The sequence below is a fragment of the Microbacterium sp. TWP3-1-2b2 genome, assembly GCF_049896145.1.
Classification (GTDB): Bacteria; Actinomycetota; Actinomycetes; order Actinomycetales; family Microbacteriaceae; genus Microbacterium.
The window spans coordinates 602,534-628,185 of record NZ_JAFCTS010000001.1; the positions used below are offsets into that span (position 1 = coordinate 602,534).

Consider the following 25,652-nt stretch of genomic DNA (forward strand, 5'->3'; position numbering starts at 1 on the left):
TCAGTCTTTCATGTCTGAAGCGCCGTCCCCGTCTGCCTCATCGACGGCGACATGCATGTGGCGGCTCTCCCAACGCGTGAGCAGCTTCTTGCCGATGAAGATCAGCAGCAGGAAGGCGACGATGACACCGACGAAGATGTAGCCGGCGAAGTGCACCCGGTCGACGAGTTCGCGGAAGCCGCCTGCTGCGAGTGAGGTGACGCTGACGTAGGCAGTCGCCCAGATGAGGCAGGCGGGCGCAGTCCATGCCAGGAAGCGACGGTAGGAGTAGGTGCTCATGCCCACAGTGAGGGGGACGAGCGAGTGCAGCACGGGGAGGAAGCGGGAGAGGAAGATCGCGAGCCCGCCGCGACGGCGAAGATACCGCTCGGCGCGTTCCCAGTGCGCTTCGCCGATCCGGCGGCCGATCCAGGATCTGCGGATGCGGGGGCCGAGCCAGCGACCGAGCCAGAATCCGATGCTCTCGCCGATGAGCGCGCCGATCACGACCGCGATCACCATCGCGATCGTCTCGGCGGCGCCTTCGACCCCCATGGAGGCGATGATCACGATCGTGTCGCCGGGGACGATGAGACCGATCAGGATGCTGGTCTCGAGCATGACCGCGACACCGGCGATGAGCGTGCGGGCGACAGGATCGACGGCCTGCACGGCGTCGAGGATCCACAGCAGGATGTCGTCCACGAACACGAGAATACGTGTTCCGGCGCACCGTACGCTGAGAGGGTGATGCGCCCTCTCCCGCTCGAGCCCCGTCGCACGGATGCATCGGTCGACGTCGTGGCGCTTTTCCGGGTGCTCGCGGCGCGTCATGAGGACATGTTCTGGCTGGATGCCGGCGCGGGCGCCACAGAGGGCTGGAGCGTTCTCGGGGTGGGAGAGCTCGATCCTCGAGGCCCGGCGGATGTACGCCTCGATGTCACCTCGACGGCCGTTGCCGATGGACCGCCCTTCCGCGGCGGCTGGGTCGGATGGCTCGACTACGAAACCGGTGCGGCGTCCGCCGGGGCACCCGCTGCGCACTCGGAGGGCGGGCCGGCATGGTTGGGCGTGACGGCAGCGGTGGCGATCAACCACTCGACCGGTGCGGCATGGGAGCTGGGGGGTGGGCTCTCACCCCTCCTCGGGAGCCTCCTCGGGCCGTTGAGCGAGCGAAGCGAGACGGAACGCGTTGGAGCGCAGCGACGAGAAACGTCGAAGGTCGCAGCATCCGCCCGCCACACACCTGCGGAGTACACGGCGCTCATCGAGCGCTGCCGCGACGCCATCCGCGCGGGAACCGCGTATCAGCTCTGTCTCACCACCCGGTTCCAGGTCGACGGCCGCCACGATGACGTCGAGACGTACCTGCGCCTGCGGACGGCGACGCCCGCCCACCACGGAGGATTCGTGCGGGTCGGCGGCAGAGCGCTGCTGAGCGCGAGCCCGGAGACATTCCTGCATGCTTCCGGTGGTCGCATCCGCACTCGGCCCATCAAGGGCACACGTCCGCGCGGCGCCGATCCGGCATCCGATGCCGCGCTCGCCGCAGAGCTGCTGGCCAGCGATAAGGAGCGTGCGGAGAACGTCATGATCGTCGACCTCATGCGCAACGATCTTTCTCGCGTGTGCATGCCGGGCAGCATCCGTGTCGACGGCTTATGGGAGGTCGAGTCGTATCCGGCTGTGCACCAGCTCGTCAGCACCGTGAGCGGGCGGCCTGTCGACGGCCTCACTGTCCGCCGGTTGTGGGATGCCGCGTTCCCTGCGGGCAGCATGACCGGAGCTCCGAAACTGTCCGCGATGACGCTCCTGCACGAACTGGAGGGCGGCGCACCCCGCGGCGTGTACAGCGGATGCTTCGGCTACGTCGGCGTGGACGGCGCGATGGATCTGGCCATGGTGATCCGCAGCATCCTGATCGCCGACGATCACGCGGTCGTCGGCGCAGGCGGAGGCATCACGTGGGGCTCCGCGGCCGCAGACGAGGTCGAAGAGGTGGCGACCAAGGCACGCGCGCCGCTGGCGGCCCTCGGTGCGGGCCTTCCGGACGCCTGGCGTTCGTAGGGATCGGATATCCTGGAAGTTCTTGACTTCTGCAGTTCGAATGAATCTGTGCAGTCCGCTTCCTGAGATTGGCCGTTCGTTGTCTGAAAATCTGTCGTCATCCGCTGAGCCCGCCGACGAGTCTTCGTCGGCGCACGCCATCCAAGCCAAGTGGCAGAAGTACTGGGCGGACGACGAGACGTTCCTCGCCGGAGGTGCGCAGGACACCAGGCCGCGCAAGTACGTGCTCGCGATGTTCCCGTATCCCTCCGGCGACCTGCACATGGGCCACGCCGAGAACTATCTCTACTCCGACATCGTGGCCCGCTTCTGGCGTCACCGCGGGCACAACGTGCTCAATCCGATCGGCTGGGATTCCTTCGGCCTTCCGGCTGAGAATGCCGCGATCCGCCGTGGCGCAGATCCGCGGGAGTGGACGTACCAGAACATCGCGCAGCAGAAGGAGGGCTTCAAGGCCTACGGCGTCTCGTTCGACTGGACGCGCGAACTGCACACCTCCGATCCGGAGTACTACCAGTGGAACCAGTGGCTGTTCCTGAAGATGCATGAGCGCGGCCTCGCTTATCGAAAGAAGAGCCCCGTCAACTGGTGCCCGAACGATCAGACCGTGCTCGCGAACGAGCAGGTCATCGACGGACGCTGCGAACGCTGCGGTGCAGAGGTCATCAAGAAGAAGCTGACGCAGTGGTACTTCAAGATCACCGACTACGCCGACCGTCTGCTCGACGACCTGAACCAGCTCGAAGGATCGTGGCCGCACAAGGTGCTCCAGATGCAGCGCAACTGGATCGGCCGCTCGATCGGTGCGGACGTCGACTTCGTGATCGAGGGCCGTGACGAGCCGGTGACGGTGTTCTCCACTCGACCCGACACTCTGCACGGCGCGACGTTCTTCGTCGTGGCGCCGGATGCGGAGCTCGCCACCGAGCTGGCAGCGGATGCTCCTGAAGAGGTCCGTCAGCGGTTCCAGGAGTACTTGGCGAAGGTGCAGAAGACCACAGACATCGATCGGCAGGCGACTGACCGGCCGAAGACCGGTGTGTTCTTGGAGCGCTACGCGATCAATCCCGTCAATGGCGAGAAGCTGCCGATCTGGGCCGCCGACTACGTGCTCGCCGACTACGGCCACGGTGCGGTGATGGCCGTGCCGGCGCATGATCAGCGCGACCTCGACTTCGCGCGCGCCTTCGACCTGCCGGTCAAGGTCGTCGTCGACACGACGGCGCCGATCACCGGTGCGATGCCGGTCATCGAGGTCGACGAGGACGGCGTGCCGATCGACACGCTGCCCGCTCTCGATGACAAGCCGAGCCTCGACGACCAGCATCCGTCGGTCACCGGTGTCGCTCTCACCGGCGAAGGCCGGATGATCAACTCGGGCGATCTGAACGGCCTGTCCAAGCGCAACGCCGTCGCACGCGCGATCGAACAGCTCACGGCGAACGGCACCGGCCGCGCAGCGAAGAACTATCGACTGCGCGACTGGCTGATCTCGCGCCAGCGGTTCTGGGGTACGCCGATTCCGATGCTGCACGCCGAGGATGGCCGCATCATCCCGGTCGCCGAGGACCAGCTGCCGGTGAAGCTGCCGAGCGTCGAGGGCCTCGACCTCTCCCCGAAGGGGGCATCGCCGTTGGGCGCTGCCGAGTCGTGGGTGCGCACCGTCGACCCCGCGAGCGGCGACCCAGTGCTGCGCGATCCCGACACCATGGACACGTTCGTGGACAGCTCGTGGTACTTCCTGCGCTTCCTTTCGCCGAACAGCGACCAGTTCGCCTTCGATCCGGCCGAGGCGTCGCGCTGGGCGCCGGTCGACTCGTACATCGGCGGCGTCGAGCATGCGATCCTGCACCTGCTCTACGCGCGCTTCATCACCAAGGTGCTCTTCGACATGGGCCTGATCGACTTCACCGAGCCGTTCAGCAGCCTGATCAACCAGGGCATGGTGATCCTCGACGGCGCGAAGATGTCGAAGAGCAAGGGCAACCTGGTGCTCTTCCAGGAGGAGCTCGACAAGTTCGGCGCCGACGCGCTGCGCGTCGGGCTCGCGTTCGCCGGTCCGGTGGAGGACGACAAGGACTGGGCCGACGTGTCGATGACCGGGGCTCAGAAGTTCCTCGCGCGTGCCCTGCGTCTCAGCCACGACGTGGCGAGCCCGGTCGACGTGCTGTTCAAGGGCGGGGATGCGGCGCTGCGGCGCGGCACGCACCGCCTGCTCGCTGATGCGCCGTCGCTCGTCGAGCACACGAAGTTCAACGTGCTGGTCGCACGACTGATGGAGCTGGTGAACCTCACCCGCAAGACGATCGACTCCGGAGCCGGCGCTGCCGACCCTGCCGTCCGCGAAGCCACCGAGACCATCGCCGTGATGCTCGACCTCATCGCCCCGCACACCGCGGAGGAGATGTGGGAGATCCTCGGACATGAGCCCTCTGTCGGACTCGTCGGCTGGCGGCAGGCCGACCCGACGCTTCTCGTCGAGGATTCGGTCACGGCAGTCGTGCAGATCGGCGGCAAGGTTCGTGCGCAGCTCGAGGTGCCGGCCCGCATCAGCGAGGGCGACCTTGAGGCGCTCGCGCGCGCGGATGAGCGCGTCATCCGCGCGCTCGGCGACAAGGAGATCGTGCGGGTCATCGTGCGTGCGCCGAAGATCGTGAGCTTCGCCGTCAAGGGCTGAGCGCTCAAGACGTCCTTCGCGGCGCCCGTCCGCGCCGCCGAAAGGAGCTTTCGGTCGGTTATCAGCGCTCATAACCGACCGAAAGCTCCTTTCAGCGCGGTGACCACGTCCGGCGTTCGTGCGCAGTCTCCCTGCACGGGCGTGAACCGACCCGACCTGTCCACGGACCTCGGGAATCCGGCATCCGCACGGGCGGCCAGGCGCCTAGCGTGGCGGGGTGCCAGCGACTGAGAAGGTGCCCGCGTCTTCGGATGCGCCCGCGCCCGTGGCGCACCCCCGACTGAGGCTGAGCATCGGCGCCGCCGTCGTGCTCGGACTCGTCGTGCTGTCGGCCGCGGTCGGACTCGGCATCATGCGCGGGCAGGCGCAGCCGGTGCAGACCGTGCCGCTGTCTGAGACTGCGGACGAGGCCTCCGTCGACGGTGAACTGTATGTGCACGTGCTCGGCCAGGTAGCGCACCCTGGTCTGTACATGCTCGAGCTCGATGCGCGGGTCGTCGACGCTCTCGCAGCGGCGGGAGGAACGCTGGACGACGCTGACCTCCAGTCGGTGAACCTCGCGCGACCGCTCAGCGACGGGGAGCAGCTGATCGTGCCGGCCGCCGGTACAGCGGGGGAGACCGGCGGACCGACGACGCCCGTCGGCGATGGCCTGATCGACCTCAACAATGCGGATCAGGCGGCGCTCGAGACGCTTCCCCGCATCGGACCCGCGCTGGCGCAGCGGATCATCGAATGGCGAGAGACGAACGGACGCTTCCAGTCCGTGGACGATCTGCTCGCCGTGCCTGGTATCGGAGAGAAGTTGCTCGCGGGCCTTGCGGAGCTGGTGCGGGTGTGACCGGCGGCATCCGCGCGCGCGACTTGCGGCTCGTACCGGTCGCGGCCACAGTCTGGGCCGTGGCGCTGCTGTGCGCATTCCTGCCGGGTACGGCATGGTGGTGGGCTGTCGGCGGAGGGCTGATCGGCGCGGTGGCATTCGGCATGCTGCTCCGAACGCATGCGCACGGTGCGGCCCGGGCGCGCGGTGGGCTGCTGGCGGTGCTCGCCCTTGCTGCGGCAGCGGCGGCGATGACGGCGGGCTTCGCCATGCCCGAGCGGGCCGGTGCTGCCGCGTTGGACGCTCGTGTGATCGACGTTCACGCGGAGATCTCATCGTCATCGGCGACCGGCAGCGACGGACGGCTGTGGTTCGACGCGCAGACGAGCCACGCCGGGATCCCTGGGCGCCCCGATCCGTTGACAGTACCGATCCGGATCGGTGTGGAACGGGTGGCGGGGTTGGATCTCGGCGCCGCCATCCGCGTCACGGGGCAGGTCATGGCGACCGACCCGGGGGAACGGGCAGCGCTCGTGATGTTCGGCACCGAGGTGCAGATCATCGAGCCTGCGCGAGGAGTGTTCGCCCTCGCGGCTCAGGTGCGAGAGGACTTCGTCGAACGCGCCGTCCGACTTCCCGAGCCCGGCGCCGGTCTGCTCCCGGGGCTCGCCGTCGGCGACACCCGCGCGGTGACGCAAGAGCTCGACGACGCCATGCTCGCCTCCGGTCTCAGTCACCTCACGGCGGTCAGCGGGGCGAACTGCGCGATCGTCGTCGGCGCGGTGTTCTGGCTCGTGGCGCTGTGCGGAGGCGGTCGGACACTCAGAGTCACCATCGCGCTCACCGCTCTTGCCGCCTTCGTGGTGCTCGTCACGCCGGAGCCCAGCGTGATCAGGGCAGCAGTGATGGCAGCGGTCGCGATGCTGACCGTGCTCTGCGGGCGCCCCAGTGCCGGCGTCGGCGTTCTGTGCCTTGCCGTGGCCGGCATCCTCGTCGCAGACCCCTGGCTGGCAGCGACACCGGGGTTCGCCCTGTCGGCGGCGGCCACCGCAGCGCTCATCGTGCTTGCACCGCCGCTCGCGCGAGGGCTCGCCAGGTGGATGCCGTATCCGCTTGCGCTGGCGATAGCGATCCCTCTCGCCGCTCAGCTCGTCTGCGGGCCGATCATCGCATTGTTCTCGGAGCAGCAGTCGATCATCGCGATCGTCGCGAACATGGTCGCCGATCCTGCCGCCCCCATCGCGACGGTGATCGGGCTGCTCGCGTGCCTGGCTGCTCCCGTCGCGCCACTCGCCGACCTGCTGGCCGCGTGCGCGTGGCTGCCTGCGGCATGGATCTCGACCACCGCGACTGTGTCGGCGGGCCTCCCCGGCGCGCAGGTGGCGGTGATTCCCGGCATCCCTGCGGCGATCCTCGTCGCAGTGCTGAGCACATCGGTCGGCGTGGTGCTCAGCACCGACGGGATCGCCGCGAGACGCGGCGTGCGTCGGATCTCGGTCGTCGTGCTCGTCGTCGCCGTCGCGCTGTCCGGCGCGAGGATGCTGCTGGCAGGACCCCTGGTGGGCACGACGGTCCCGGAAGGCTGGGCGATCGCGGCCTGCGACGTCGGTCAAGGAGACGCACTGGTGGTGCGGTCAGAGCAGCAGGTGGCACTGATCGACACCGGGATGGAGACCGAACCGCTGTCGACGTGTCTGAATGCCCTCGGGATCGGCAGGATCGATCTGCTGGTGCTGACCCACTTCGATGCCGATCACGTCGGCGCGGCGGCATCGGTCGTTGGGCGCGTGGAAACGGTGCTGTACGGCCCGGTCGGTTCACCGGAGGATGCGCACCTGCTGAGGAAGCTGGCGGACGGGGGCGCGGCCCTCGTCGAGGCGTCGACCGGCATGCACGGCATGATGGGCGCCGCATCCTGGAGAGTGCTGTGGCCACGGAAGGACTCCGCCGCATTCCCCGCGGGAAACGACGCCAGCGTCGTGCTGGAGTTCGACGGGGGAGAAGTGCCGCGTTCGCTCTTCCTCGGCGACCTCTCCGCCACGCCTCAGCGGATGCTGCGCGATCAGTTGCGCGGCACGTATGCGGTCGTGAAGGTCGCGCATCACGGCAGCGCCGATCAGGACACCGGCCTGTACGAGCTCCTGCGGCCGACTGCAGCGATCTTCAGCGCCGGAGCGGACAACGACTATGACCACCCGAGGGCGGAGACGCTGGCATTGCTGGAAGCCGCAGGCGCTGTGGCGTTGCGCACTGACCAGCAGGGCAGGATCCTGATCGGCGTGGTGGGGGAAGAGCTGGTGCTGTGGACTGAGCGTTCGGCTGATCATCCCGATGCCGGCACCTCGGATGTCGACGACCCCGGGTAGGCTCGAATCATGGCCGCTCCTCGTTCCTCAGCCCGTGGCGGCGCGAAGGCGACGAAGATCCCTCAGGTGTCGTGGCGCGACCCAAGGCCGGCGCCGCTCGTACTCATCTTCGGGCCGGAAGAGGTCTGCGCAGAACGTGCGACCGCCGGCATCCGCGACTACCTCCGCGCCGAAGACCCTGCGCTCGAGATCAGCGATGTGCGCGCCGACGACTACGCGCCCGGCACGCTCCTGTCGCTCACCTCGCCGTCGCTGTTCGGCGAGCCGCGACTGGTGCGTGTCTCCGGAGTGGAGAAGTGCTCGGATGCCTTCCTGCAGGAGGCGGTGTCGTATCTGGCGAATCCCCAGGAGGGCGCGACCGTCCTGCTGCGTCACACGGGCGCCAGCGTGCGGGGTAAGAAGCTTCTCGACGCGCTGCGCGCCGGTACCGGCGGCGGCATCGAGATCCCGTGCCTCGCGGTGAAGCGCGACGCGGACCGCGTGGACTTCGCGGCGGGAGAGTTCTCAGCGGCGAAGAAGCGCATCGCCCCGGCAGCGCTCAGGGCACTCGTGTCGGCGTTCGCCGACGACCTGACCGAACTCGCGGCCGCGTGTCAGCAGTTGATCCGCGACGTCGAGGGTGACATCGCCGAGGAGACGGTGACCAAGTACTACGGCGGACGGGTCGAAGTATCGGCGTTCGTCGTCGCCGACACGGCGATCTCCGGCCGGTACGGCGAAGCCCTCGTCGCGCTGCGGCACGCGCTCGACTCCGGAGCAGACCCGGTTCCGATGGTGGCGGCGTTCGCCATGAAGCTGCGGACGATGGCGCGGGTGGCAGGTCAGCGCGAGCCCAGCAGAAGTCTCGCGCAACGTCTCGGCATGAAGGACTGGCAGGTCGATCGCGCCAGACGCGACCTCAGCGGATGGAATGAGCGGTCATTGGGCCTCGCGATCCAGGCGACAGCACGGGCGGATGCCGAGGTGAAGGGCGCGGCTCGCGATCCGATCTTCGCCCTCGAGCGCATGGTGACGGTCATCGCCACGCGCACGCCGTTCGGGGAGTGACGCGCTGCGCACCCAGGAAACGAAAGAACCCGCCCCAGTGGGACGGGTTCTTTCAGAAGAGTTCGGCTCAGAGAGCGGCGACCTGCTTGGCGATCGACGACTTGCGGTTCGCTGCCTGGTTCTCGTGCAGCACGCCCTTGCTGACGGCCTTGTCGAGCTTCTTCGACGCGACCTTCAGCGCTGCCTCAGCAGCAGCCTTGTCGCCCTTGGCGATGGCCTCGCGGGTACCGCGGACGAGGGTCTTGAGTTCGCTCTTGACGGCCTTGTTGCGCGCCGTAGCCTTCTCGTTGGTCTTGTTGCGCTTGATCTGCGACTTGATGTTTGCCACGCGTGGAAACTTTCGTTCAGGGATGGATGGGAAGTGCCGTGAGCAGAAGAGGGCTGCTGTCGGGCGATCGTGAGGGAAGAACCCACACGCAAGCCAAGAACCAACTCTACCAGGTCTCACGCGGTCTCCTCTCGCACCGCTCATCGCGCGGCACTGTCGCAGAGACCGATCCATGCGGCATGCTGAGCTATCGACCCGAAGGAGTCATCCATGGCGGATGCAACTGTTCGAACCTTCCCCGTGCCCGCTGGGTTGCGATGGTCCGCGGCGACCGCGGCCTTCCAGATCGAGGGCGCGCGCCGCGCCGACGGACGCGGACGCTCGATCTGGGACGACTTCGTCGACACGGCAGGTCTGGTCAGGGACGGATCGAGCGCGGAACCAGGACCGGACAGCTATCACCGCAGCGACGACGACGTCGCGCTGCTGCACGGCCTCGGCGTCGACAGGTACCGTTTCTCGATCTCGTGGGTGCGAGTGCAGCCTGATGGCGCAGGTGCCGTCGAACCTGCAGGCCTGGCGTATTACGACCGGCTGATCGACAGGCTGCTCGGTGCAGGGATCGTGCCGTTTCCGACGCTGTATCACTGGGACCTGCCCTCGGCCCTCGAAGCCGATGGCGGCTGGCTCTCGAGAGACACCGTCGAGCGATTCGCCGAGTACGCGGAGATCGTCGGGGCGAGGCTCGGAGATCGCGTGAAGAACTGGTACACGATCAATGAGCCCGTCTCGACGTCGTTGCAGGGCTATGCCGTCGGCGAGCTCGCCCCTGGCCGGCGACTGCTCTTCGACTCGCTGCCGACCGTGCACCACCAGCTGCTCGCGCACGGGCGCGCGGCCGCGATCCTGCGTGGCCACGGGGCATCAGCGGTCGGCATCGTGAACAACCACACCTGGGTGCGGCCCGCGACGGACGCTGAGGCCGACCATGCTGCCGCCCAGGTCTACGACCTGATCCACAATCGTCTCTTCGCTGATCCCGTGCTGACCGGTGCGTACCCCGATCTCGCAGCGCTCGGCGTCGAGATGCCGGTGCATGACGGCGACATGGCGCTGATCTCCGAGGCATCAGAGTTCTACGGTGTGAACTTCTACAACCCCACCACGATCGCCGCGGCGCCGGAGGGCGCACCGGTGCCTTTCGTGCAGGTTCCGACTCCCGGCATCCCGCACACCGGATTCGGGGAACTGTGGGGGATCGAGCCGCACGCGCTCAGCGCGTTCCTCATAGACGCCGCTCATCGCTACGGCGACCGCCTGCCGCCCTTCATCATCGGCGAGAACGGTGCCTCGTTCCCCGAACCCGACGAGGTCGACGACCCGCTCGACGACACCCAGCGGATCGAGTATCTCGCCGCCCATATCGGCGCGGTGGCGGATGCTGTCGCACAGGGCGTCCGCATCGAGGAGTACACCGTGTGGAGCCTGCTCGACAACTTCGAATGGGCGGACGGCTTCACACAGCGGTTCGGTCTCGTACATGTGAATCAGCAGACATCGAAGCGCACGCCCAAAGCGTCGTACGACTGGTATCGCGCGCTGATCGCTTCGGCCAGGACGCCGAAGGCACACGCATGAAGGCGCTGATGCCACGCGACGGACGCGTGGGCGGAGGATGGCTGACGCTGTTCGCGGTGGCGTGGCTGGCAGTGTGGACGGTGCAGCTCACGCCGGTGCAGCTGCTTCTGCCGTTGCAACTGGACACGCCGGGCGGCGAGAACGACTGGATCACCGGCGTCGTCTGGTCCGGATTGATCCTGTCCGTCGGTGGCATCGCGGGTGTGATCGCCGGGCCCATAGCCGGCACGCTCTCCGACCGCACGAGGTCGCGTTGGGGGAGGAGGCGGCCGTGGGCGATCGGCGGCTCGGTGCTGACCGCCGCGTCACTCCTGCTCACCGGAGCGGCGAGTGAGCCGGTGGCGGTGGGGGCCGCCTGGATCGGCGTCTCCGTCGGCGTCGCGGTCGTCTCCGCGGCCCTCACCGCGATGATCGCCGATCAGGTGTTCGCGCAACGAGGCGCGGCATCGGCGCTGGTCAGCTCCGCGCAGGCGGTGGGAATCGTGGTCGGTGTCGGAGCCGTCGTGCTGCTCGGGCTGGGCATCGGGGCGAGCTATGTCGTGCTGGCGGGATTCATCCTCCTGGTCGGAGTCGGCACCGCCCTTCTGCTGCCAGACCCGCAGACACACCGGGAACGCTCGACCGCGCAGAGGGACTGGCGAGAGCGGATGGGCGTGCTCCGCGATCGGAACTTCATGTGGGTACTGGCGAGCAGACTCACCGTCAACATCGGCAACGCGTTGGGGACGGCGCTTCTGCTGTTCTTCCTGCTCTACGGAGTCGGCTCGCCCGCGGCGACGGCCGAAGACGATCTGCTCGTGCTGATCGTGATCTACACGATATTCGTGGTCGCAGCATCCGTCGTCGCAGGCGGGATCTCGGACCGCACAGGGCGGCGCAAGCCGATCGTCATCGTGGCGGCGCTCGTGCAGGCGCTGTCCGCCGTCATGATCCTCGTCTCTCCGACGTTCATCGGCACCGCCGTCGCGGCGGCCGTTATGGGTGTCGGGTATGGCGCCTTCATGGCCGTGAGTCTCGCTCTCGCCACCGATCTGCTCCCGCGGGTCGAAGACCACGCGCGCGATCTCGGCATCGTCAACGTCTCTGCCAGCCTCGGTCAGCTGCTGGGGCCGCTGCTCGGTGCCGCACTCGTCGCACTCGTCGGCGGGTTCTGGCTGCTCTTCCTCGTGGCCGGCATCCTGTCGGTGATCGGTGCCGTCATGACGGTTGCGGTGCGCCCTGCTCGAGTGTCGCCACAGCGAGGTCCAGCAGCGCATTGAACACGCGTGGTCTCATCGCGGTCACCAGGTGCGACGTGCGCGGAACAACGATGAGTTCGGACTGCGGCGCGAGCCGCTGGAACAGCCGCTCTTGGGGGCGCAGCTGGTCGAACTGCCCATTGATCCACCACAGCGGCATCCGGAGTCGGTGCACGTCCGCAGCGAGGTCGAGGGTGCTCAGGCTCGCGAGTGCGACATCCTGCGCGTCGAAGGCGTAACCGCCGGCCGCGAAGTCGCCCCTGGTCTCGTCCGGCAGCGTCGCGGCCAGCATGTGCGTGGTCAACCACAGCCCTTTGTCTGGGAGCGCGTTGAATCTGCGTGCGAGGAATCGATAGGCGGCGAGGCCGGCGCCACGTGGGAAGGCTGTGCAGGACGCACCGATGAACCCGGCCACCGGCGGGGCCTCCTCCGCGCCGGCGTAGGCGATCGAGATCAGACCGCCCATCGAGTGGCCGACGAGGAGCACAGGTCCGCGTGTCGCGGCATCCCGCACCGCTTCGTCGATCGTGGCCATCGCCGCGTCGAGGACGAAGGCCTCGGACATGCGCGTACCGTGGCCGGGAAGATCGATGGCCGCCGCCGCGACCCCGCGTTCGGCGAGGTGCGAGAGTTGGGCGCGCCACATCGTCGCGGAGGTACGGATGCCGTGCACGAAGACGACCTGGATGCTCATGGGCTCCAGCATAGGAAAAGCGGGGCCGGTGGATGAACCACCGACCCCGCTCGTCACTTCGCTCGCTGAGCGTGTCGAAGCGTTACTTCTCCCAGCCCACGTTCTCCACCGGCTGGACGCCGAAGCCGTCCAGGCCCACGTAGGGCTCAGGGGTGAGGTTCGCGAGACCGGTCTTGACGGCCGAGATGGACGGGCCGTTGTAGAGCGGGATGAGGCCCCAGTCCTGGAAGATCTCTGCCTCGAGCTTCATCGCGGCAGCCGTCTGCTCTTCAGCAGTCGGAAGGGACTCGACCTCTTCGTGAATGCGCTGGTCCATCTCCTCCGACTGCACGCCGGAGAGGTTCAGGCCCATGTCCATGCAGTACAGCTGGCAGAACCAGGCGGCACCGAACGGGTCGGACGAGGTGAACCGGAGCGAGGAGACGTCCCAGTTCATCGTGTTGTAATCGTTCGAGAAGTCAGTCGAAGGACGGATGTCGATCTTGAAGTCGATGCCGACCTCCTTCATCTGCGCCTGGAGCGACTTGGCGATCGCTTCCTGCGTGGGGTCGTCGCTCCACACCGGGAAGACAACAGACAGCTTCTCGCCGTCCTTCTCGCGGATGCCGTCCTCGCCCTCGGTCCAGCCTGCCTCTTCGAGGAGGGCCTTGGAGTCGTCCGGGTTGTACTCCCAGCCGGCCTCTTCGAGCGCGTTGGAGTAGCCGGGCTGGAACGGGAACAGCGTGAGCGAGCCGGCCGGCTCCTCTTCGTAGTCCAGGCCGTTCCATGCGATCTGCTTCTGCTGATCGATGTTGATGGCCTTGAAGAACGCCTCGCGGACCTTGACGTCCTCGAACTGCGGCTTCGTGGAATCGACCTGGATCAGCGTGTTCGCGGTCTGCGTGGAACGGTAGATCGTGATGTCTTCCATGTCCTTGACCTGCTCGAGGCGATCCTTGGTGCCGACACCGACCGAGTCGATCTCGTCAGCCTTGAAGGCGTTGATCGAGGCTGCGTCTTCCATTCCCTGGAAGGAGACCTTGTCGAGCAGCGGCTCGTCGCCCCACCACTCGGGGTTCGGGACGAACGAGACGTAGTCGGCGTTCGCGTCGAACTCGTCGATCGTGTACGGGCCAGCACCCCACTCGGCGTGCGGGTTGTCGATCATCGCTTCGTTGAACGTGGTCGGGTCAGCCAGAGCCGGGTGGATGATGCCCGTGAGGAACGGCATCTCCGGCCAGGCGAACTCGCCATCGAACGAGACGATCGCCGTCTTTGGCGTGTCGCCCTGCTCGACGGACGTGATGGCCTTGTAGCCGTCTGTCGCGTTCGGGTTGAAGCCCTCGTCAGTGGAGCGGTTGGCCTTCCACGTGGCGTCGATGGCGGTCCAGTCCATGTCGGTGCCGTCGTTCCAGTGCGCCTCATCCGTGAAGGTGAAGGTGATCTGGGTGTTGCCGTCGACGGTCTCGATCTTCCACTCGTCGAGGTACGCGTCGTGCTTGTACGGCGTGCCGTCGGCCTCCTGAAGGAGGATCTGCGGCGTGTACCAGGCTGCGACACGTGCCGTGTCCGCCGATGCGTCGCCGTTGAACGAGTTCAGCTGCTCGGGGATCTCCTGGATCGGGAAACGGGCTTCGCCGCCCGTCTGAAGCGCATCGCGCTCCTGCGGGTTGTAGTCCGCTGCTTTGGTCTCGACGGCCTCTCCGCCGCCGTCGCCACCGTCATCACCGGTGCCGCTCGCGCAGCCCGCGAGGGCAAGTGCGAGGACGCCGCTGAATGCGATCGCCCCCATCAGCTTCTGCTGCTTCATGGTTCTCCTTCCGCCTTTCGGCGTGTCATACAGGGAAGAATAGTTCGGACGATCACCGAAATCGCGTGGTCGCAGTGAATAGCGCGTAACTGTTATCGGACGGTGACCAGCCGTTACCGCCCGGAAACATGATCAGACCGTGGATGCCTCGGCCTGCATGGTCTCCGGGTTGAACGTCAGCCGCTCACGGGTGCGCTCGATGTCCGGATCCGGCACCGGGATCGCCGAGAGCAGCGCCTTGGTGTACGGATGCTGCGGGTTCTCGAAGATGTCGTCGACATCGCCGTGCTCCACGAAGTCGCCGAGATACATCACGGCGACGCGGTCGGCGATGTGGCGTACGACGGACAGATCGTGGGCGACGAACAGATACGACACGCCGAGTTTGACCTTGAGCTCGTCGAGCAGGTTGATGACGCCTGCCTGGATCGACACGTCAAGGGCCGAGACCGGTTCATCCAGAACGATGACCTTCGGGTTGGTGGACAGCGCGCGGGCGATGCCGATGCGCTGGCGCTGGCCACCCGAGAACGCGCCCGGGAAGCGGTCGATGTGTGCGGGGTTGAGCCCCACCACATCCATCAGCTCCTTGACCCGACGCTGCACCTCGTCCTTCGAGGTGCCGATCGCACGCAGTGGTTCGGCGATGACGTCGGCGACGGTCATGCGCGGGTCGAGCGCGCCCATCGGATCCTGGAAGACGATCTGGATGTCGCGACGGACCTTGCGCTCGATCGAGTGGCTCGTGATGTCGTTGACGCTGGTGCCGTTGATGATGATGTCACCGTCGTGCTGCTTGACGAGATCCATGATCTGCAGCAGCGTCGTCGTCTTGCCACTGCCGGACTCTCCGACGATCGCCATCGTCTCGCCTTCGCGGACGTCGAAGCTCACGTTCTTGACGGCGTGCACCTCGCCGACCTTGCGCTTGAAGAAGGCGCCCTTCATGAGCGGGAACACCTTGTTCATGTTGCGCACGTCGAGCGTGATCGGCCGCTGCTCGCGCGGCGTGCGGGTCAGGTCGCTCTCCGGGATCTCCGGGACCGGATAGACGGGGAGACCGCCGATCAAGCCGTTCTCGTCGATCTCGTGGGCACGGATGCACGCTGCCTGGTGGGGGACACCGGTGAGCGAGGGCACTTCCACGAGTTCCGGCTCGCGCTGTCGGCACGCATCCATCACGATGGGGCAGCGGTCGGCGAACGGGCAGGCGTCAGGCAGGTCGATCAGCAGCGGCGGGTTGCCCTTGATCGGAGTCAGTGGCTCCTTCTCCGCCTTGTCGACGCGAGGGATCGCGCCGAGCAGACCGATGGAGTACGGCATCCGCGTGTTGTGGAAGAGCTCGCCGACAGCGGCGTGCTCGATCGGCTTGCCTGCGTACATGACCATGACGTCGTCGGCCAGACGGGCGACGACACCCATGTCGTGGGTGATCATGATGGTCGCGGCGCCAGTCTCCTGCTGCGCCTTCTCGATGAGATCGAGGATCTGCGCCTGGATCGTCACGTCGAGGGCAGTGGTGGGCTCGTCGGCGATGATCAGTTTGGGGTTGTTGGCCATCGCGATCGCGATGACGACGCGCTGCCGCATGCCACCGGAGAACTCGTGCGGGAAGCCCTTCATGCGCTTCTCGGGCTGCGTGATGCCGACGAGTCGCAGCAGCTCGATCGAGCGATCCCACGCCTCCTGCTTCGACATGCTGCGGTGCACGGTGAGTGCCTCGATCAGCTGGTCGCCCACGGTGAAGACCGGCGTCAGCGAGGTCAGCGGATCCTGGAAGATCATGGCGATGCCGTTGCCGCGGATGACCGACATCTGCTTGTCGGATTTGCCGAGCAGCTCCTGGCCGTCGTAGATGATCGATCCGCTGACGCGGGCGTTCTCATCGAGCAGCCCCATGATCGCCAGGGAGGTGACGGACTTGCCGGAACCGGATTCGCCGACGATGCCGAGAGTCTTGCCCGCTTCGAGGTCGAAGGAGACGCCGCGGACGGCGTCGACGCGTCCGGCCTCTGAGGGGAAGCTGACCGTGAGATCACGGACGGAGAGAACATTGCTCATGCGCGGCCTCCTGCTGCCGAAGTGGGATCGAGGGCGTCACGCAGTCCGTCGGCGACGAGCGCCATGGACACCGTCAGCAACGTCAGGGCTCCTGCCGGGAAGTAGAACAGCCACGGCGCGCTGGTGATGGTGTTGGCGCCCGAGCCGATCAGTGACCCGAGGGAGACATCGGGGATCTTCACACCGAACCCGATGAACGACAGGCCCGTCTCTGCCATGACGGCGCCGACGATGCCCAGGGTGAAGTTGATCACGAGCAGCGAGCCGATGTTCGGCAGCAGGTGACGGACGACGATGGTCATACCGCGCACGCCCATGTAGCGGGCGGCGTGGATGTACTCGCGCTCGCGCAGTGAGAGGGCGGTGGTCCAGATCACGCGGGCGGGGAAGTACCAGCCGACGACGAAGATCATGATCAGCGCGATGACACGCCAGTCGCCGCCTGAGCGATTCGACATGAGCGAGAGGATCAGGAAGCTCGGGATCACCATCATGAAGTGGATGACGGTGAGCGTGACCCTCTCCGTCCAGCCTCCGAAGTACGCGGCCGCTGTACCGACCAGCGCCGAGATGATCGTCGTTCCCACCGACACCGTCACGGCGATCATGAGGGAGCGCTGCAGGCCGATCGCGACCTGGGCGAACGTGTCGTTGCCCGAAGCGGTCGTGCCGAACCAGTGCTCGGACGAAGGCGGTGTGCCCAGGTTCAGGAAATCGAGCTCGATGTGGTCGTACTTCGCGATGAGCGGTGCGAAGATCGCGAACAGCACGAGGAGCAGGAAGATGATGATGCCGCCGACGGCGGGCTTGTTGCGCATGAATCGCCGCGTGTACAGCGTCCATTTCGACAGGGCTTTGCCATCCGATTTCCCGGGGAGCACGGGGTCTGCGGGTGCCTCGACGGTGGGGTCGATCATTTCGCTCATGGTCAGTTCACCCTCACTCGCGGGTCGAGAACGACGACCACGATGTCGGAGAGGATCGCTCCGAGCGCGGTCAGGAGGCCGGCGAACGCCGCGGTGGCAACGACGCCGTGGATGTCGCTCTTCACGATGGTTTCGATGAAGTACTTGCCCATGCCGTTCCAGGCGAAGATCGTCTCAGTGAGGACGGCGCCCGTGAACACGGCGGGGATGCTGAAGGCGACCTGCGTGGCCACCGGGATGAGCGATGTGCGCAGCGCGTGCTTGCGGATCGCCTGCTGCTTGGTGAGCCCCTTGGCCCGTGCGGTGCGCACGTAGTCGGCATTGATGTTGTCGAGCAGCAGCGAGCGCTGCAGGAAGTGCGTGCTGGCGTAGCCGACGATCACGAGGCCGATGGTCGGCAGAGTGATGTGTTGGAGCGCGTCTATCAGGACGGGGAAGAATCCCTCCACGCCCTTGCTCGAGGAACCGGTCACGTAGAACACGCGGACGCCGAGCCAGTCGTTGAACGCGATCGCGAGGAGCACGAGCCCGAGACCTGCGACGATGACGTTGATGTTCATCGTGATGATCGAGGTCGCCTGACCGATGCGGTCGGCGAGCTTGTACTGCCTGGACGCGGTGTAGACGCCGAGCCCGATTCCGAGGACGGTCATGATGATCGTCGCCCCGAGCACGAGCTCGGCACTGATCCACATCCGATACGCGACCTGCTCGTTCACAGAACCGCCGGTCGGGCTCAGGCCCCAGTCCCACCGGAAGATGATGCCGGAGATCCAGGTCCACCACCGTTCGAGCAGCGGCACGGTGTCACTGAGATTGCGCGGCTCGAGAAGGTTGTTGATCTGCTCTTCGCTGAGCGGGGGGCGACGACCGACGTAGTTGTTCCGCGGGTTGAGGAAGCCCCAAGCCAGGAAGTACGTGATGTTGGTCGCGACCACGATCATCAACAACCAGCCGAGGGTACGGCGGAGGAGATACTTGATCAAGGTTTTGTCTTTCTCTTTTACAGACGCGCTCGGGATCGTCCGACGCAACGCTGAATCGGGAGGATCGCCTGTGGCACTCAGTCTCACAGATCTGAACCAAGGCAACCTCGGGAGACTATCACTCGTCAAGACGAATCGGGGATTAGGGCCTCCTGAACGTAGAATCGACAGGACATGTCCCCACGCGCTCTCACTCCGCTCCCGCCTGCCGCGACGCCGCCTTCGCAGATCCGCAACTTCTGCATCATCGCTCACATCGATCACGGCAAGTCGACTCTTGCCGACCGCATGCTCCAGATCACCGGTGTCGTCTCCGACCGCGACATGCGAGCGCAGTATCTCGACCGCATGGACATCGAGCGCGAGCGCGGGATCACGATCAAGAGCCAGGCCGTGCGGATGCCGTGGCAGGACGACACCCAGACGTTCGCGCTGAACATGATCGACACCCCTGGTCACGTCGACTTCACGTATGAGGTCTCACGGTCGCTGGCAGCGTGCGAGGGCGCCATCCTGCTCGTGGACGCAGCACAGGGGATCGAAGCGCAGACGCTCGCCAACCTGTACCTGGCGCTGGAGAACGATCTGCACATCATTCCCGTGCTGAACAAGATCGACCTTCCCGCTGCCGATCCCGACAAATTCGCGAAGGAGCTCGCAGACCTCATCGGCGGCCGCCCGGAGGACGTCCTGCGCGTCTCCGGCAAGACCGGCGTCGGCGTGGAGGAGCTGCTCGACCGTATCGTGCGGGACATCCCGGCTCCGAAGGGCGACGCGGATGCTCCGGCCCGCGCCATGATCTTCGACTCCGTCTACGACTCCTACCGCGGCGTCGTGACCTACGTGCGCATGATCGACGGGAGCCTGTCGCCTCGCGAACGAATCCAGATGATGTCGACGCGCGCGAACCACGAGCTTCTTGAGATCGGCGTCTCCAGCCCGGAACCTATCCCGTCCGACGGACTCGGCGTCGGCGAGGTCGGCTATCTCATCACCGGCGTGAAGGACGTGCGCCAGTCGAAGGTCGGAGACACCGTCACGACCAGTCGCGGTGGAGCGACCCAGGCGCTGCCCGGCTACACCGACCCCAAGCCCATGGTCTACTCCGGGCTGTACCCGATCGACGGCAGCGACTATTCAGAGCTTCGTGAGGCGCTCGACAAGCTGAAGCTGTCCGACGCCTCCCTCGTGTACGAGCCGGAGACCTCTGTCGCGCTCGGTTTCGGGTTCCGCTGCGGGTTCCTCGGACTGCTGCACCTGGAGATCATCACAGAGCGACTGACGCGCGAGTTCGATCTCGACCTCATCACCACCGCTCCGAGCGTGATCTACGAGGTCACCACCGATACCGGCGAGAAGGTCACGGTGACCAACCCGAGCGAGTACCCGGACGGCAGGGTCGCTTCGGTGGCCGAGCCGATGGTGAAAGCCGCGATCCTGCTACCGAAAGACTACGTCGGCACCGTGATGGAGTTGTGCCAGTCACGGCGCGGTTCGCTCCTGGGCATGGAGTACTTCTCCGAGGAGCGCGTCGAGCTGCGGTACAACATGCCGCTCGGAGAGATCGTGTTCGACTTCTTCGACCAGCTGAAGTCGAAGACCCAGGGCTACGCGAGCCTCGACTACGAGCCGTCGGGTCAACAGGACGCTGACCTGGTGAAGGTCGACGTCCTGCTGCAGGGCGACAAGGTCGACGCGTTCAGTGCGATCGTGCACCGAGACAAGGCCTATGCCTATGGCACGCTGATGGCCGAGCGACTGCGCAAACTGATCCCTCGCCAGAACTTCGAAGTGCCCATCCAGGCGGCGATCGGCGCCCGGATCATCGCACGCGAGACGATTCGTGCACTCCGCAAGGACGTGCTCGCGAAGTGCTACGGCGGTGACATCAGCCGCAAGCGCAAGCTGCTCGAGAAGCAGAAGGAGGGCAAGAAGCGCATGAAGATGGTCGGCCGCGTCGAAGTCCCCCAGGAGGCGTTCATCGCAGCCTTGAGCGGCGACGTCGACGGCAAGGACAAGAAGTAGCAAGGGCACCCTCCGCGGTGCGGGGGTGTTCGTTCAGGTAACCCGAAGTAGGCTGGAACTCATGCGGCGCGGGACTTTCCGAGACGACACGGTGGACTATGCCGCCGTCGGGGCTACTCACGCCCCTGACCTGATGCACTTTCCCCCCGAGCGCAGCGTGCCGGCCGAGGATTCGTGGCGAATCGGCAGCGGTGAGGAACGTTTCCGATCCGCCGGTGAGGCGCTCCTGTCGTGGACGGCGCAGCGGGCGGCGGGTCTGAGCATCGAGGATGTGCGCCCTGCTGCCGGCCCTGCCTACTCAGGGGTCAGCTTCGACGCCGAAGGCAATCCGATCGCGCCGAGCACCCGTGAGATCGAGCAGCGCTTCGACGCCGAGGGCGTGCCGTTCGTGGGGCCGGGTATGACCTTGCGCCTGCACGGGCGGGTCGCCGGGATGCGTGCCGACGCCGAGCTTCGCGTCATCTCCGTGACAGAGGAGCCGCGAAGGGTCGGCTTCGTGCTCGGCACTGTCGGCGGCTCCGTGGTCAGCGGCGAGGAGCTGTTCGAGATCGAGTGGCGTGAGGGCACTGACGAGGTCTGGTTCACGGTCCGCGCGTTCGATGCGCCGAATGCTCTCGTCTACCGGATGCTTCGCGGACTCGTGAAACGCCGCCGCAAGGAACTGTTCGCGCGCTATCTTCGCGCGATCTCGCCGCTCTACGCGACGCCGCTGTGATGGCGCGAATCTGATGGCCGGGCTCTGATGGCCGGGCCCCTGCCGCTCGGAGACCCTGCGCCGAAGGACGGTCACCTGCCGGCCGATCTGCCGGTGGACGCGAGCGTGCCCTTCTCGGCATACCTGCACATCCCGTTCTGCCGGGTGCGCTGCGGATACTGCGACTTCAACACGTACACGTCGGGTGAACTGCGCGGTGCGCGGCAGGAGGACTACGCCGAGACGCTCACGACGGAGATCGCACTCGCTCATCGCGTTCTGTCGGATGCCGGCGCGCTGCGTCCGATGGACACGGTGTTCTTCGGGGGAGGGACGCCGACGCTGCTTCCTGCCGGAGATCTGGCACGGATGCTGGAGCGCGCCATCGATGCGTTCGGCATCGTGGACGGTGCAGAGATCACGGTCGAGGCGAACCCCGACACAGTGACACCCGCGGTCGCGCGAACGCTCGCGAATGCCGGGGTCACGAGGCTGTCGGTGGGGATGCAGTCGGCTGTGCCTCATGTGCTGGCCGCGCTCGATCGGACCCACCGGCCCGAGAACGTGCGCACCGCGGTCGATGCGGCGAAGGATGCCGGACTCGCCGTCAGCGTGGATCTGATCTACGGCGCGCCGGGGGAGTCGCTCGCCGACTGGGAGATGTCGTTGGACGGCGCGCTCGCGCTGGATTCGGATCACATCTCGGCGTACGCCCTGATCATCGAGGACGGTACGAAGCTCGCGCGTCAGATCCGCCGCGGCGAAGTGCCGAGGCCGGACGACGACCTGCAGGCCGACATGTACGAACTCGCTGATGCGCGCCTCGCCGCGGCGGGGTTCGACTGGTACGAACTGAGCAATTGGGCGCGCAGCGAGGATCAGCGCTCCCGCCATAACATGGCTTACTGGCGGGGGAGCGACTGGTGGGGTTTCGGTCCGGGTGCACACAGTCATGTCGCCGGTCTTCGCTGGTGGAACGTGAAGCACCCCGCCGCGTACGCGCAGCGGCTCGCGGCATCCGAATCGCCGGCAGCGGGGACTGAGAGGCCTGACGCAGAGGCGCACCTGCTCGAGCGGGTCCTGCTGGAGAGCAGGCTGGCTGACGGGCTCGCGATCGCGGACGTCCCCGAGCACAATCGCGAGCGGGTGGCCGGGCTCATCGCGGACGGCCTGATCGACGGAGCCGCCGCAGTGCGCGGGCGTGTGCGACTCACTCTGCGCGGGCGACTGCTCGCCGATGCAGTGGTGCGAGCACTGACCGGTTGATATGGGTGTGCGCGGCCTCCCGCCGGCTGTCAGCACGAGCGGGGTAGAATTGGCACTCGGAGTATTCGAGTGCCAGGCGGGAGGAGTGTGACATGGTCAGTGAGCGCGGTCTGCAGGTTCTCAGAGCCATCGTGCAGGACTACGTCGAGTCGCACGAGCCCGTCGGCAGCAAGTCCATCGTCGATCGGCACTCCTTCGGAGTCTCGGCGGCGACGATCCGCAACGACATGGCCCAGCTCGAGGACGAAGAGCTGATCACGGCGCCGCACACGTCATCCGGCCGAGTGCCGACCGACAAGGGCTACCGCGTCTTCGTGAACCATCTCGCGCAGTTGCGTCCGCTTTCGACCGCGCAGCGCAGCGCCATCGAGTCGTTCCTGACGGACCCGGCAGACCTCGACGACCTGATGGCGCGCACGGTGCGAGTGCTCACGCAGCTCACGGGGCAGGTCGCCCTGGCGCAGTATCCGTCGTTCGCCCGTGCTCATCTGACGCACATCGAGCTGGTCGCGCTCGCCCCGAACCGTCTGCTAGTGGTGCTGGTGACGGACGCCGGTGGAGTGTCGCAGCGCATCGCGGGTCTGCCGGTGGATCTCGAAGATGCGGATGTCGCGGTGCTGCGCGCACGCCTGTCGGCGTTGCTCACCGGTCAATCGGTGCGCGAGGCGTCAGATCGAGTGCAGCTGCTCATCAGCGCACAGGACAGCAGTCGCACGGACGCGGCGATCCAGGTGCTGGGCGGGATCATCGGCGAAGAGCTGGCCGAGTTCCGACAGGAGCGGCTGGTCATGGCAGGGGCCGCGACCCTTGCTCGTCGCGAGCAGGACTTCCGCGGCAGCATCCATCCACTGCTCGCAGCCATCGAGGAGCAGGTGACGCTGCTGCGCCTCATGAGCGAGATGGTGACGGATGAGCACGGACTGGCGGCGAGTATCGGCGCCGAGAACGAACCCTTCGGGCTCCCAGAGGCCTCCATCGTCGCGAGCAACTACGTGACGCACGGCGGCACAGCACGAGTCGGCGTCATGGGGCCGACGCGTATGGACTATCCGAGCAATCTTGCGGCGGCCCGGGCTGTGGCCCGGTACCTGTCGCGCATGCTCGATGAAGACGAGACGAGCCGTTGAGGCGGGTCGATCCACAGCTTGCACATGCAGAAAGGTGATTGTGGCGGACCACTATGAGGTTCTCGGAGTGTCACGAGACGCGACGACGGACGAGATCAAGAAGGCGTACCGGAAGCTCGCTCGACAGCTGCACCCGGATGTGAATCCCGGTGAGGATGCGGCCGAGCGCTTCAAGAGCGTGACCCATGCCTACGACGTGCTCAGCGATGACGAGTCGCGTCGCCGCTATGACATGGGCGGTGGCGACGGCGTCGGCGGTGGGGACTTCGGCGGGTTCGGAGGCTTCGGCGACATCTTCGAGACGTTCTTCGGAGCGGCGCAGGGCGGCGGGCGTGGTGGGCGTCCGCGCTCGCGTCGAGAGCGAGGTCAGGACGCGCTGGTGCGTGTCACGCTCGATCTCGGCGATGTCGTCTTCGGTGCGCACCGTGACATCGAGGTCGACACCGCTGTGCTGTGCGAGACCTGTCAGGGCTCGTGCACGCAGCCGGGCACGTCGCCCGTGACATGCGACATCTGCGGCGGCACCGGCCACGTGCAGCGTCAGGTTCGGAGTCTGCTCGGAAACGTCGTCACGTCGCAGCCCTGCGGCAGCTGCGAGGGCTACGGCACCACGATCCCGCACCCGTGCGGCACGTGCGCCGGCCAGGGGCGCGTGCGTTCTCGTCGGACCGTCTCACTCGACATCCCTTCCGGCGTGGAGACCGGCCTGCGTCTGCAGCTTCCCGGCTCTGGCGAGGTCGGCAAGGCCGGCGGCCCGAACGGAGATCTGTACGTCGAGGTCACCGTGTCGCCCCACGCATCGTTCAGCCGTGACGGCGACGACCTGCTCGCGACGCTCGAGGTGTCGATGTCGGACGCGATCCTCGGCACCGAGACCGCGATTGATGCGCTGGACGGCAAGGTCGACCTCGAGATCCGCCCCGGCGTGCAGTCGGGCGACGTCCTCACGATCAAGGGACGTGGCATCACTCCGTTGCGCGGCACCCAGCGCGGCGATCTCCGAGTCGGTGTGCAGGTGGTGACGCCGACGAAGCTCGATTCGGCGCAGCGCGCGCTGATCGAGGACTTCGCGAAGAAGCAGAAGGCACCTGGTCCACAGCTCGCGCAGTTCCAGCAGGGACTGTTCTCGAAGCTGCGTGACAGGTTCCGCCACTGATCTGGAGGAACCATGGCCCTGCATTTCCTCGTGGAGAGCTCGGGCTCGGCAGCGATCGGCGACACTGTGTCGCTGACGGGCGCCGAGGCCAAGCACGCCGCGGTCGTGCGCCGACTGCGAGTCGGCGAGACCGTGACGATCGGTGACGGCGCCGGCACGTGGCTGGACGGCGCGGTCACTGATGTCTCGGCGACGCGCGTCGATGTGCAGATCACCGGACGCGCTGAAGCAGACACTCCGTCGACCCGCCTGGTGCTCGTACAGGCACTCGCCAAGGGAGATCGCGACGAACTCGCCGTGCAGGCCGCATGCGAACTCGGTGTCGATGAGGTCGTGCCGTGGCAGGCGTCGCGGAGCATCTCCCGGTGGGAGGGGCCCAAGGCGATCAAGGGGCGCGAACGGTGGGGTGCGATCGTGCGCGAGGCGTCGAAGCAGGCGCATCGTGCGTGGGTACCGGAGGTGTCCGAGCCGCTTTCGACCAGTCAGCTCATCGCACGGGCCGAGGAACAGCGGATGCTCGTTCTCGATCCCACCGCGACTGTGCGGCTGTCGTCGATCAAGACGGACGGCAAGGACCTGGTGCTCGTCGTCGGTCCGGAGGGCGGCATCACACCGGAGGAACTCGCGAAGTTCGAGGCAGCGGGTGCCGAGCGCGTGCGTCTCGGCGAGACCGTGCTGCGCACATCGACTGCCGGGCCCGCCGCGATCGCCGTGCTGTCCGCTGCGCTCGGCCGCTGGTAGCTCCGCTGCCGAGAGCTCCGCTGCCGAGGAAGAAGAGTTTCGGGGGGGGGGGGGGGCGGGGTGGGCCCCCCAGCAGGTTTGGGGTAA

The 25,652-nt window shown here is 66.6% G+C and carries 20 protein-coding genes; 13 read left to right on the forward strand and 7 right to left on the reverse strand.

Features of this window, described 5'->3' with window-relative positions:
* Positions 1 to 684, reverse strand: a complete 684-nt coding sequence (locus ACP7AR_RS03045) for a DedA family protein (protein WP_426182597.1) — start codon at positions 682 to 684, stop codon at positions 1 to 3.
* A 45-nt stretch (positions 685 to 729) separates the two neighbouring features.
* Here ACP7AR_RS03045 and ACP7AR_RS03050 point away from each other — a divergent pair, with 45 nt between their 5' ends.
* From ACP7AR_RS03050 to holA, 5 genes are all read left to right on the forward strand, one after another.
* Positions 730 to 2,046 carry an anthranilate synthase component I family protein gene (locus tag ACP7AR_RS03050; protein WP_426187595.1) on the forward strand — a complete coding sequence of 439 codons (1,317 nt, stop codon included), beginning with the start codon at positions 730 to 732 and terminating at the stop codon, positions 2,044 to 2,046.
* A gap of 40 nt (positions 2,047 to 2,086) precedes the next feature.
* Positions 2,087 to 4,723 (forward strand): leucine--tRNA ligase, encoded by a 2,637-nt coding sequence (gene leuS / locus ACP7AR_RS03055; RefSeq protein WP_426187597.1) that lies wholly within the window; start codon positions 2,087 to 2,089, stop codon positions 4,721 to 4,723.
* A 217-nt stretch (positions 4,724 to 4,940) separates the two neighbouring features.
* Positions 4,941 to 5,564: a helix-hairpin-helix domain-containing protein gene (locus ACP7AR_RS03060; protein ID WP_426182599.1), complete on the forward strand. Its 624-nt coding sequence runs from the start codon at positions 4,941 to 4,943 to the stop codon at positions 5,562 to 5,564.
* The gene (locus ACP7AR_RS03065) at positions 5,561 to 7,909 is read left to right on the forward strand and encodes a ComEC/Rec2 family competence protein (RefSeq protein WP_426182601.1); all 2,349 of its coding nucleotides are present in this window, start codon (positions 5,561 to 5,563) and stop codon (positions 7,907 to 7,909) included. The genes ACP7AR_RS03060 and ACP7AR_RS03065 overlap by 4 nt, the downstream gene beginning before the upstream one ends.
* A 9-nt stretch (positions 7,910 to 7,918) precedes the next feature.
* On the forward strand, positions 7,919 to 8,956 hold the full coding sequence (gene holA / locus ACP7AR_RS03070; RefSeq protein ID WP_426182603.1) for a DNA polymerase III subunit delta: 1,038 nt from the start codon (positions 7,919 to 7,921) through the stop codon (positions 8,954 to 8,956).
* A 67-nt stretch (positions 8,957 to 9,023) separates the two neighbouring features.
* On the opposite strand, the gene rpsT is transcribed toward holA, so the two are convergent.
* Positions 9,024 to 9,284, reverse strand: coding sequence for a 30S ribosomal protein S20 (gene rpsT, locus ACP7AR_RS03075; protein ID WP_033107283.1), 261 nt, complete (start codon positions 9,282 to 9,284; stop codon positions 9,024 to 9,026).
* Between the two features lie 210 nt (positions 9,285 to 9,494).
* On the opposite strand from rpsT, the gene ACP7AR_RS03080 reads away from it, so the two are divergent.
* Together ACP7AR_RS03080 and ACP7AR_RS03085 are read left to right on the forward strand one after the other, a co-directional pair.
* Complete coding sequence (locus ACP7AR_RS03080) at positions 9,495 to 10,862, forward strand: GH1 family beta-glucosidase (RefSeq protein WP_426182607.1); 1,368 nt, start codon at positions 9,495 to 9,497, stop codon at positions 10,860 to 10,862.
* Complete coding sequence (locus ACP7AR_RS03085; RefSeq protein WP_426182610.1) at positions 10,859 to 12,121, forward strand: MFS transporter; 1,263 nt, start codon at positions 10,859 to 10,861, stop codon at positions 12,119 to 12,121. The genes ACP7AR_RS03080 and ACP7AR_RS03085 overlap by 4 nt, the downstream gene beginning before the upstream one ends.
* Here the strand turns inward: ACP7AR_RS03085 and ACP7AR_RS03090 are convergent.
* From ACP7AR_RS03090 to ACP7AR_RS03110, 5 genes are all read right to left on the reverse strand, one after another.
* Positions 12,060 to 12,794: an alpha/beta fold hydrolase gene (locus ACP7AR_RS03090; RefSeq protein ID WP_426182613.1), complete on the reverse strand. Its 735-nt coding sequence runs from the start codon at positions 12,792 to 12,794 to the stop codon at positions 12,060 to 12,062. The two genes, ACP7AR_RS03085 and ACP7AR_RS03090, sit on opposite strands and share 62 nt — an antisense overlap.
* A gap of 82 nt (positions 12,795 to 12,876) precedes the next feature.
* Positions 12,877 to 14,583: an ABC transporter family substrate-binding protein gene (locus tag ACP7AR_RS03095; protein WP_426182616.1), complete on the reverse strand. Its 1,707-nt coding sequence runs from the start codon at positions 14,581 to 14,583 to the stop codon at positions 12,877 to 12,879.
* Positions 14,584 to 14,715: 132 nt separating this feature from the next.
* A complete protein-coding gene (locus tag ACP7AR_RS03100; RefSeq protein WP_426182619.1) occupies positions 14,716 to 16,644 on the reverse strand; it encodes an ABC transporter ATP-binding protein in 1,929 nt (642 codons plus the stop codon).
* Positions 16,641 to 17,570, reverse strand: coding sequence for an ABC transporter permease (locus ACP7AR_RS03105; RefSeq protein WP_426182622.1), 930 nt, complete (start codon positions 17,568 to 17,570; stop codon positions 16,641 to 16,643). The genes ACP7AR_RS03100 and ACP7AR_RS03105 overlap by 4 nt, the downstream gene beginning before the upstream one ends.
* Positions 17,571 to 17,572: 2 nt before the next feature.
* Entirely contained in the window at positions 17,573 to 18,556 is a 984-nt protein-coding gene (locus tag ACP7AR_RS03110; RefSeq protein ID WP_426182625.1) for an ABC transporter permease, read from the reverse strand.
* Between the two features lie 174 nt (positions 18,557 to 18,730).
* On the opposite strand from ACP7AR_RS03110, the gene lepA reads away from it, so the two are divergent.
* From lepA to ACP7AR_RS03140, 6 genes are all read left to right on the forward strand, one after another.
* Entirely contained in the window at positions 18,731 to 20,581 is a 1,851-nt protein-coding gene (gene lepA, locus ACP7AR_RS03115; RefSeq protein WP_426182628.1) for a translation elongation factor 4, read from the forward strand.
* Positions 20,582 to 20,642: 61 nt separating this feature from the next.
* The gene (locus ACP7AR_RS03120) at positions 20,643 to 21,296 is read left to right on the forward strand and encodes a DUF1990 family protein (protein WP_426182630.1); all 654 of its coding nucleotides are present in this window, start codon (positions 20,643 to 20,645) and stop codon (positions 21,294 to 21,296) included.
* Between the two features lie 27 nt (positions 21,297 to 21,323).
* On the forward strand, positions 21,324 to 22,541 hold the full coding sequence (hemW, locus tag ACP7AR_RS03125) for a radical SAM family heme chaperone HemW (RefSeq protein ID WP_426182633.1): 1,218 nt from the start codon (positions 21,324 to 21,326) through the stop codon (positions 22,539 to 22,541).
* A 92-nt stretch (positions 22,542 to 22,633) separates the two neighbouring features.
* Positions 22,634 to 23,668 (forward strand): heat-inducible transcriptional repressor HrcA, encoded by a 1,035-nt coding sequence (gene hrcA, locus ACP7AR_RS03130; protein WP_426182635.1) that lies wholly within the window; start codon positions 22,634 to 22,636, stop codon positions 23,666 to 23,668.
* A gap of 40 nt (positions 23,669 to 23,708) precedes the next feature.
* Positions 23,709 to 24,824 (forward strand): molecular chaperone DnaJ, encoded by a 1,116-nt coding sequence (gene dnaJ, locus ACP7AR_RS03135; protein ID WP_426182638.1) that lies wholly within the window; start codon positions 23,709 to 23,711, stop codon positions 24,822 to 24,824.
* Positions 24,825 to 24,836: 12 nt separating this feature from the next.
* On the forward strand, positions 24,837 to 25,565 hold the full coding sequence (locus ACP7AR_RS03140) for a 16S rRNA (uracil(1498)-N(3))-methyltransferase (RefSeq protein ID WP_426182640.1): 729 nt from the start codon (positions 24,837 to 24,839) through the stop codon (positions 25,563 to 25,565).
* Positions 25,566 to 25,652: the final 87 nt, after the last annotated feature.

Coding starts and splice junctions, on each gene's coding strand:
- ACP7AR_RS03120 (WP_426182630.1), top strand. CDS start 20,643: ATGCGGCGCGGGACTTTCCGAGACGACACGGTGGACTATGCCGCCGTC.
- ACP7AR_RS03050 (WP_426187595.1), top strand. CDS start 730: ATGCGCCCTCTCCCGCTCGAGCCCCGTCGCACGGATGCATCGGTCGAC.
- ACP7AR_RS03140 (WP_426182640.1), top strand. CDS start 24,837: ATGGCCCTGCATTTCCTCGTGGAGAGCTCGGGCTCGGCAGCGATCGGC.
- lepA (WP_426182628.1), top strand. CDS start 18,731: ATGTCCCCACGCGCTCTCACTCCGCTCCCGCCTGCCGCGACGCCGCCT.
- ACP7AR_RS03105 (WP_426182622.1), bottom strand. CDS start 17,570: ATGAGCGAAATGATCGACCCCACCGTCGAGGCACCCGCAGACCCCGTG.
- ACP7AR_RS03080 (WP_426182607.1), top strand. CDS start 9,495: ATGGCGGATGCAACTGTTCGAACCTTCCCCGTGCCCGCTGGGTTGCGA.
- leuS (WP_426187597.1), top strand. CDS start 2,087: ATGAATCTGTGCAGTCCGCTTCCTGAGATTGGCCGTTCGTTGTCTGAA.
- ACP7AR_RS03095 (WP_426182616.1), bottom strand. CDS start 14,583: ATGAAGCAGCAGAAGCTGATGGGGGCGATCGCATTCAGCGGCGTCCTC.
- ACP7AR_RS03090 (WP_426182613.1), bottom strand. CDS start 12,794: ATGAGCATCCAGGTCGTCTTCGTGCACGGCATCCGTACCTCCGCGACG.
- hemW (WP_426182633.1), top strand. CDS start 21,324: ATGGCCGGGCCCCTGCCGCTCGGAGACCCTGCGCCGAAGGACGGTCAC.
- hrcA (WP_426182635.1), top strand. CDS start 22,634: ATGGTCAGTGAGCGCGGTCTGCAGGTTCTCAGAGCCATCGTGCAGGAC.
- ACP7AR_RS03100 (WP_426182619.1), bottom strand. CDS start 16,644: ATGAGCAATGTTCTCTCCGTCCGTGATCTCACGGTCAGCTTCCCCTCA.
- holA (WP_426182603.1), top strand. CDS start 7,919: ATGGCCGCTCCTCGTTCCTCAGCCCGTGGCGGCGCGAAGGCGACGAAG.
- ACP7AR_RS03085 (WP_426182610.1), top strand. CDS start 10,859: ATGAAGGCGCTGATGCCACGCGACGGACGCGTGGGCGGAGGATGGCTG.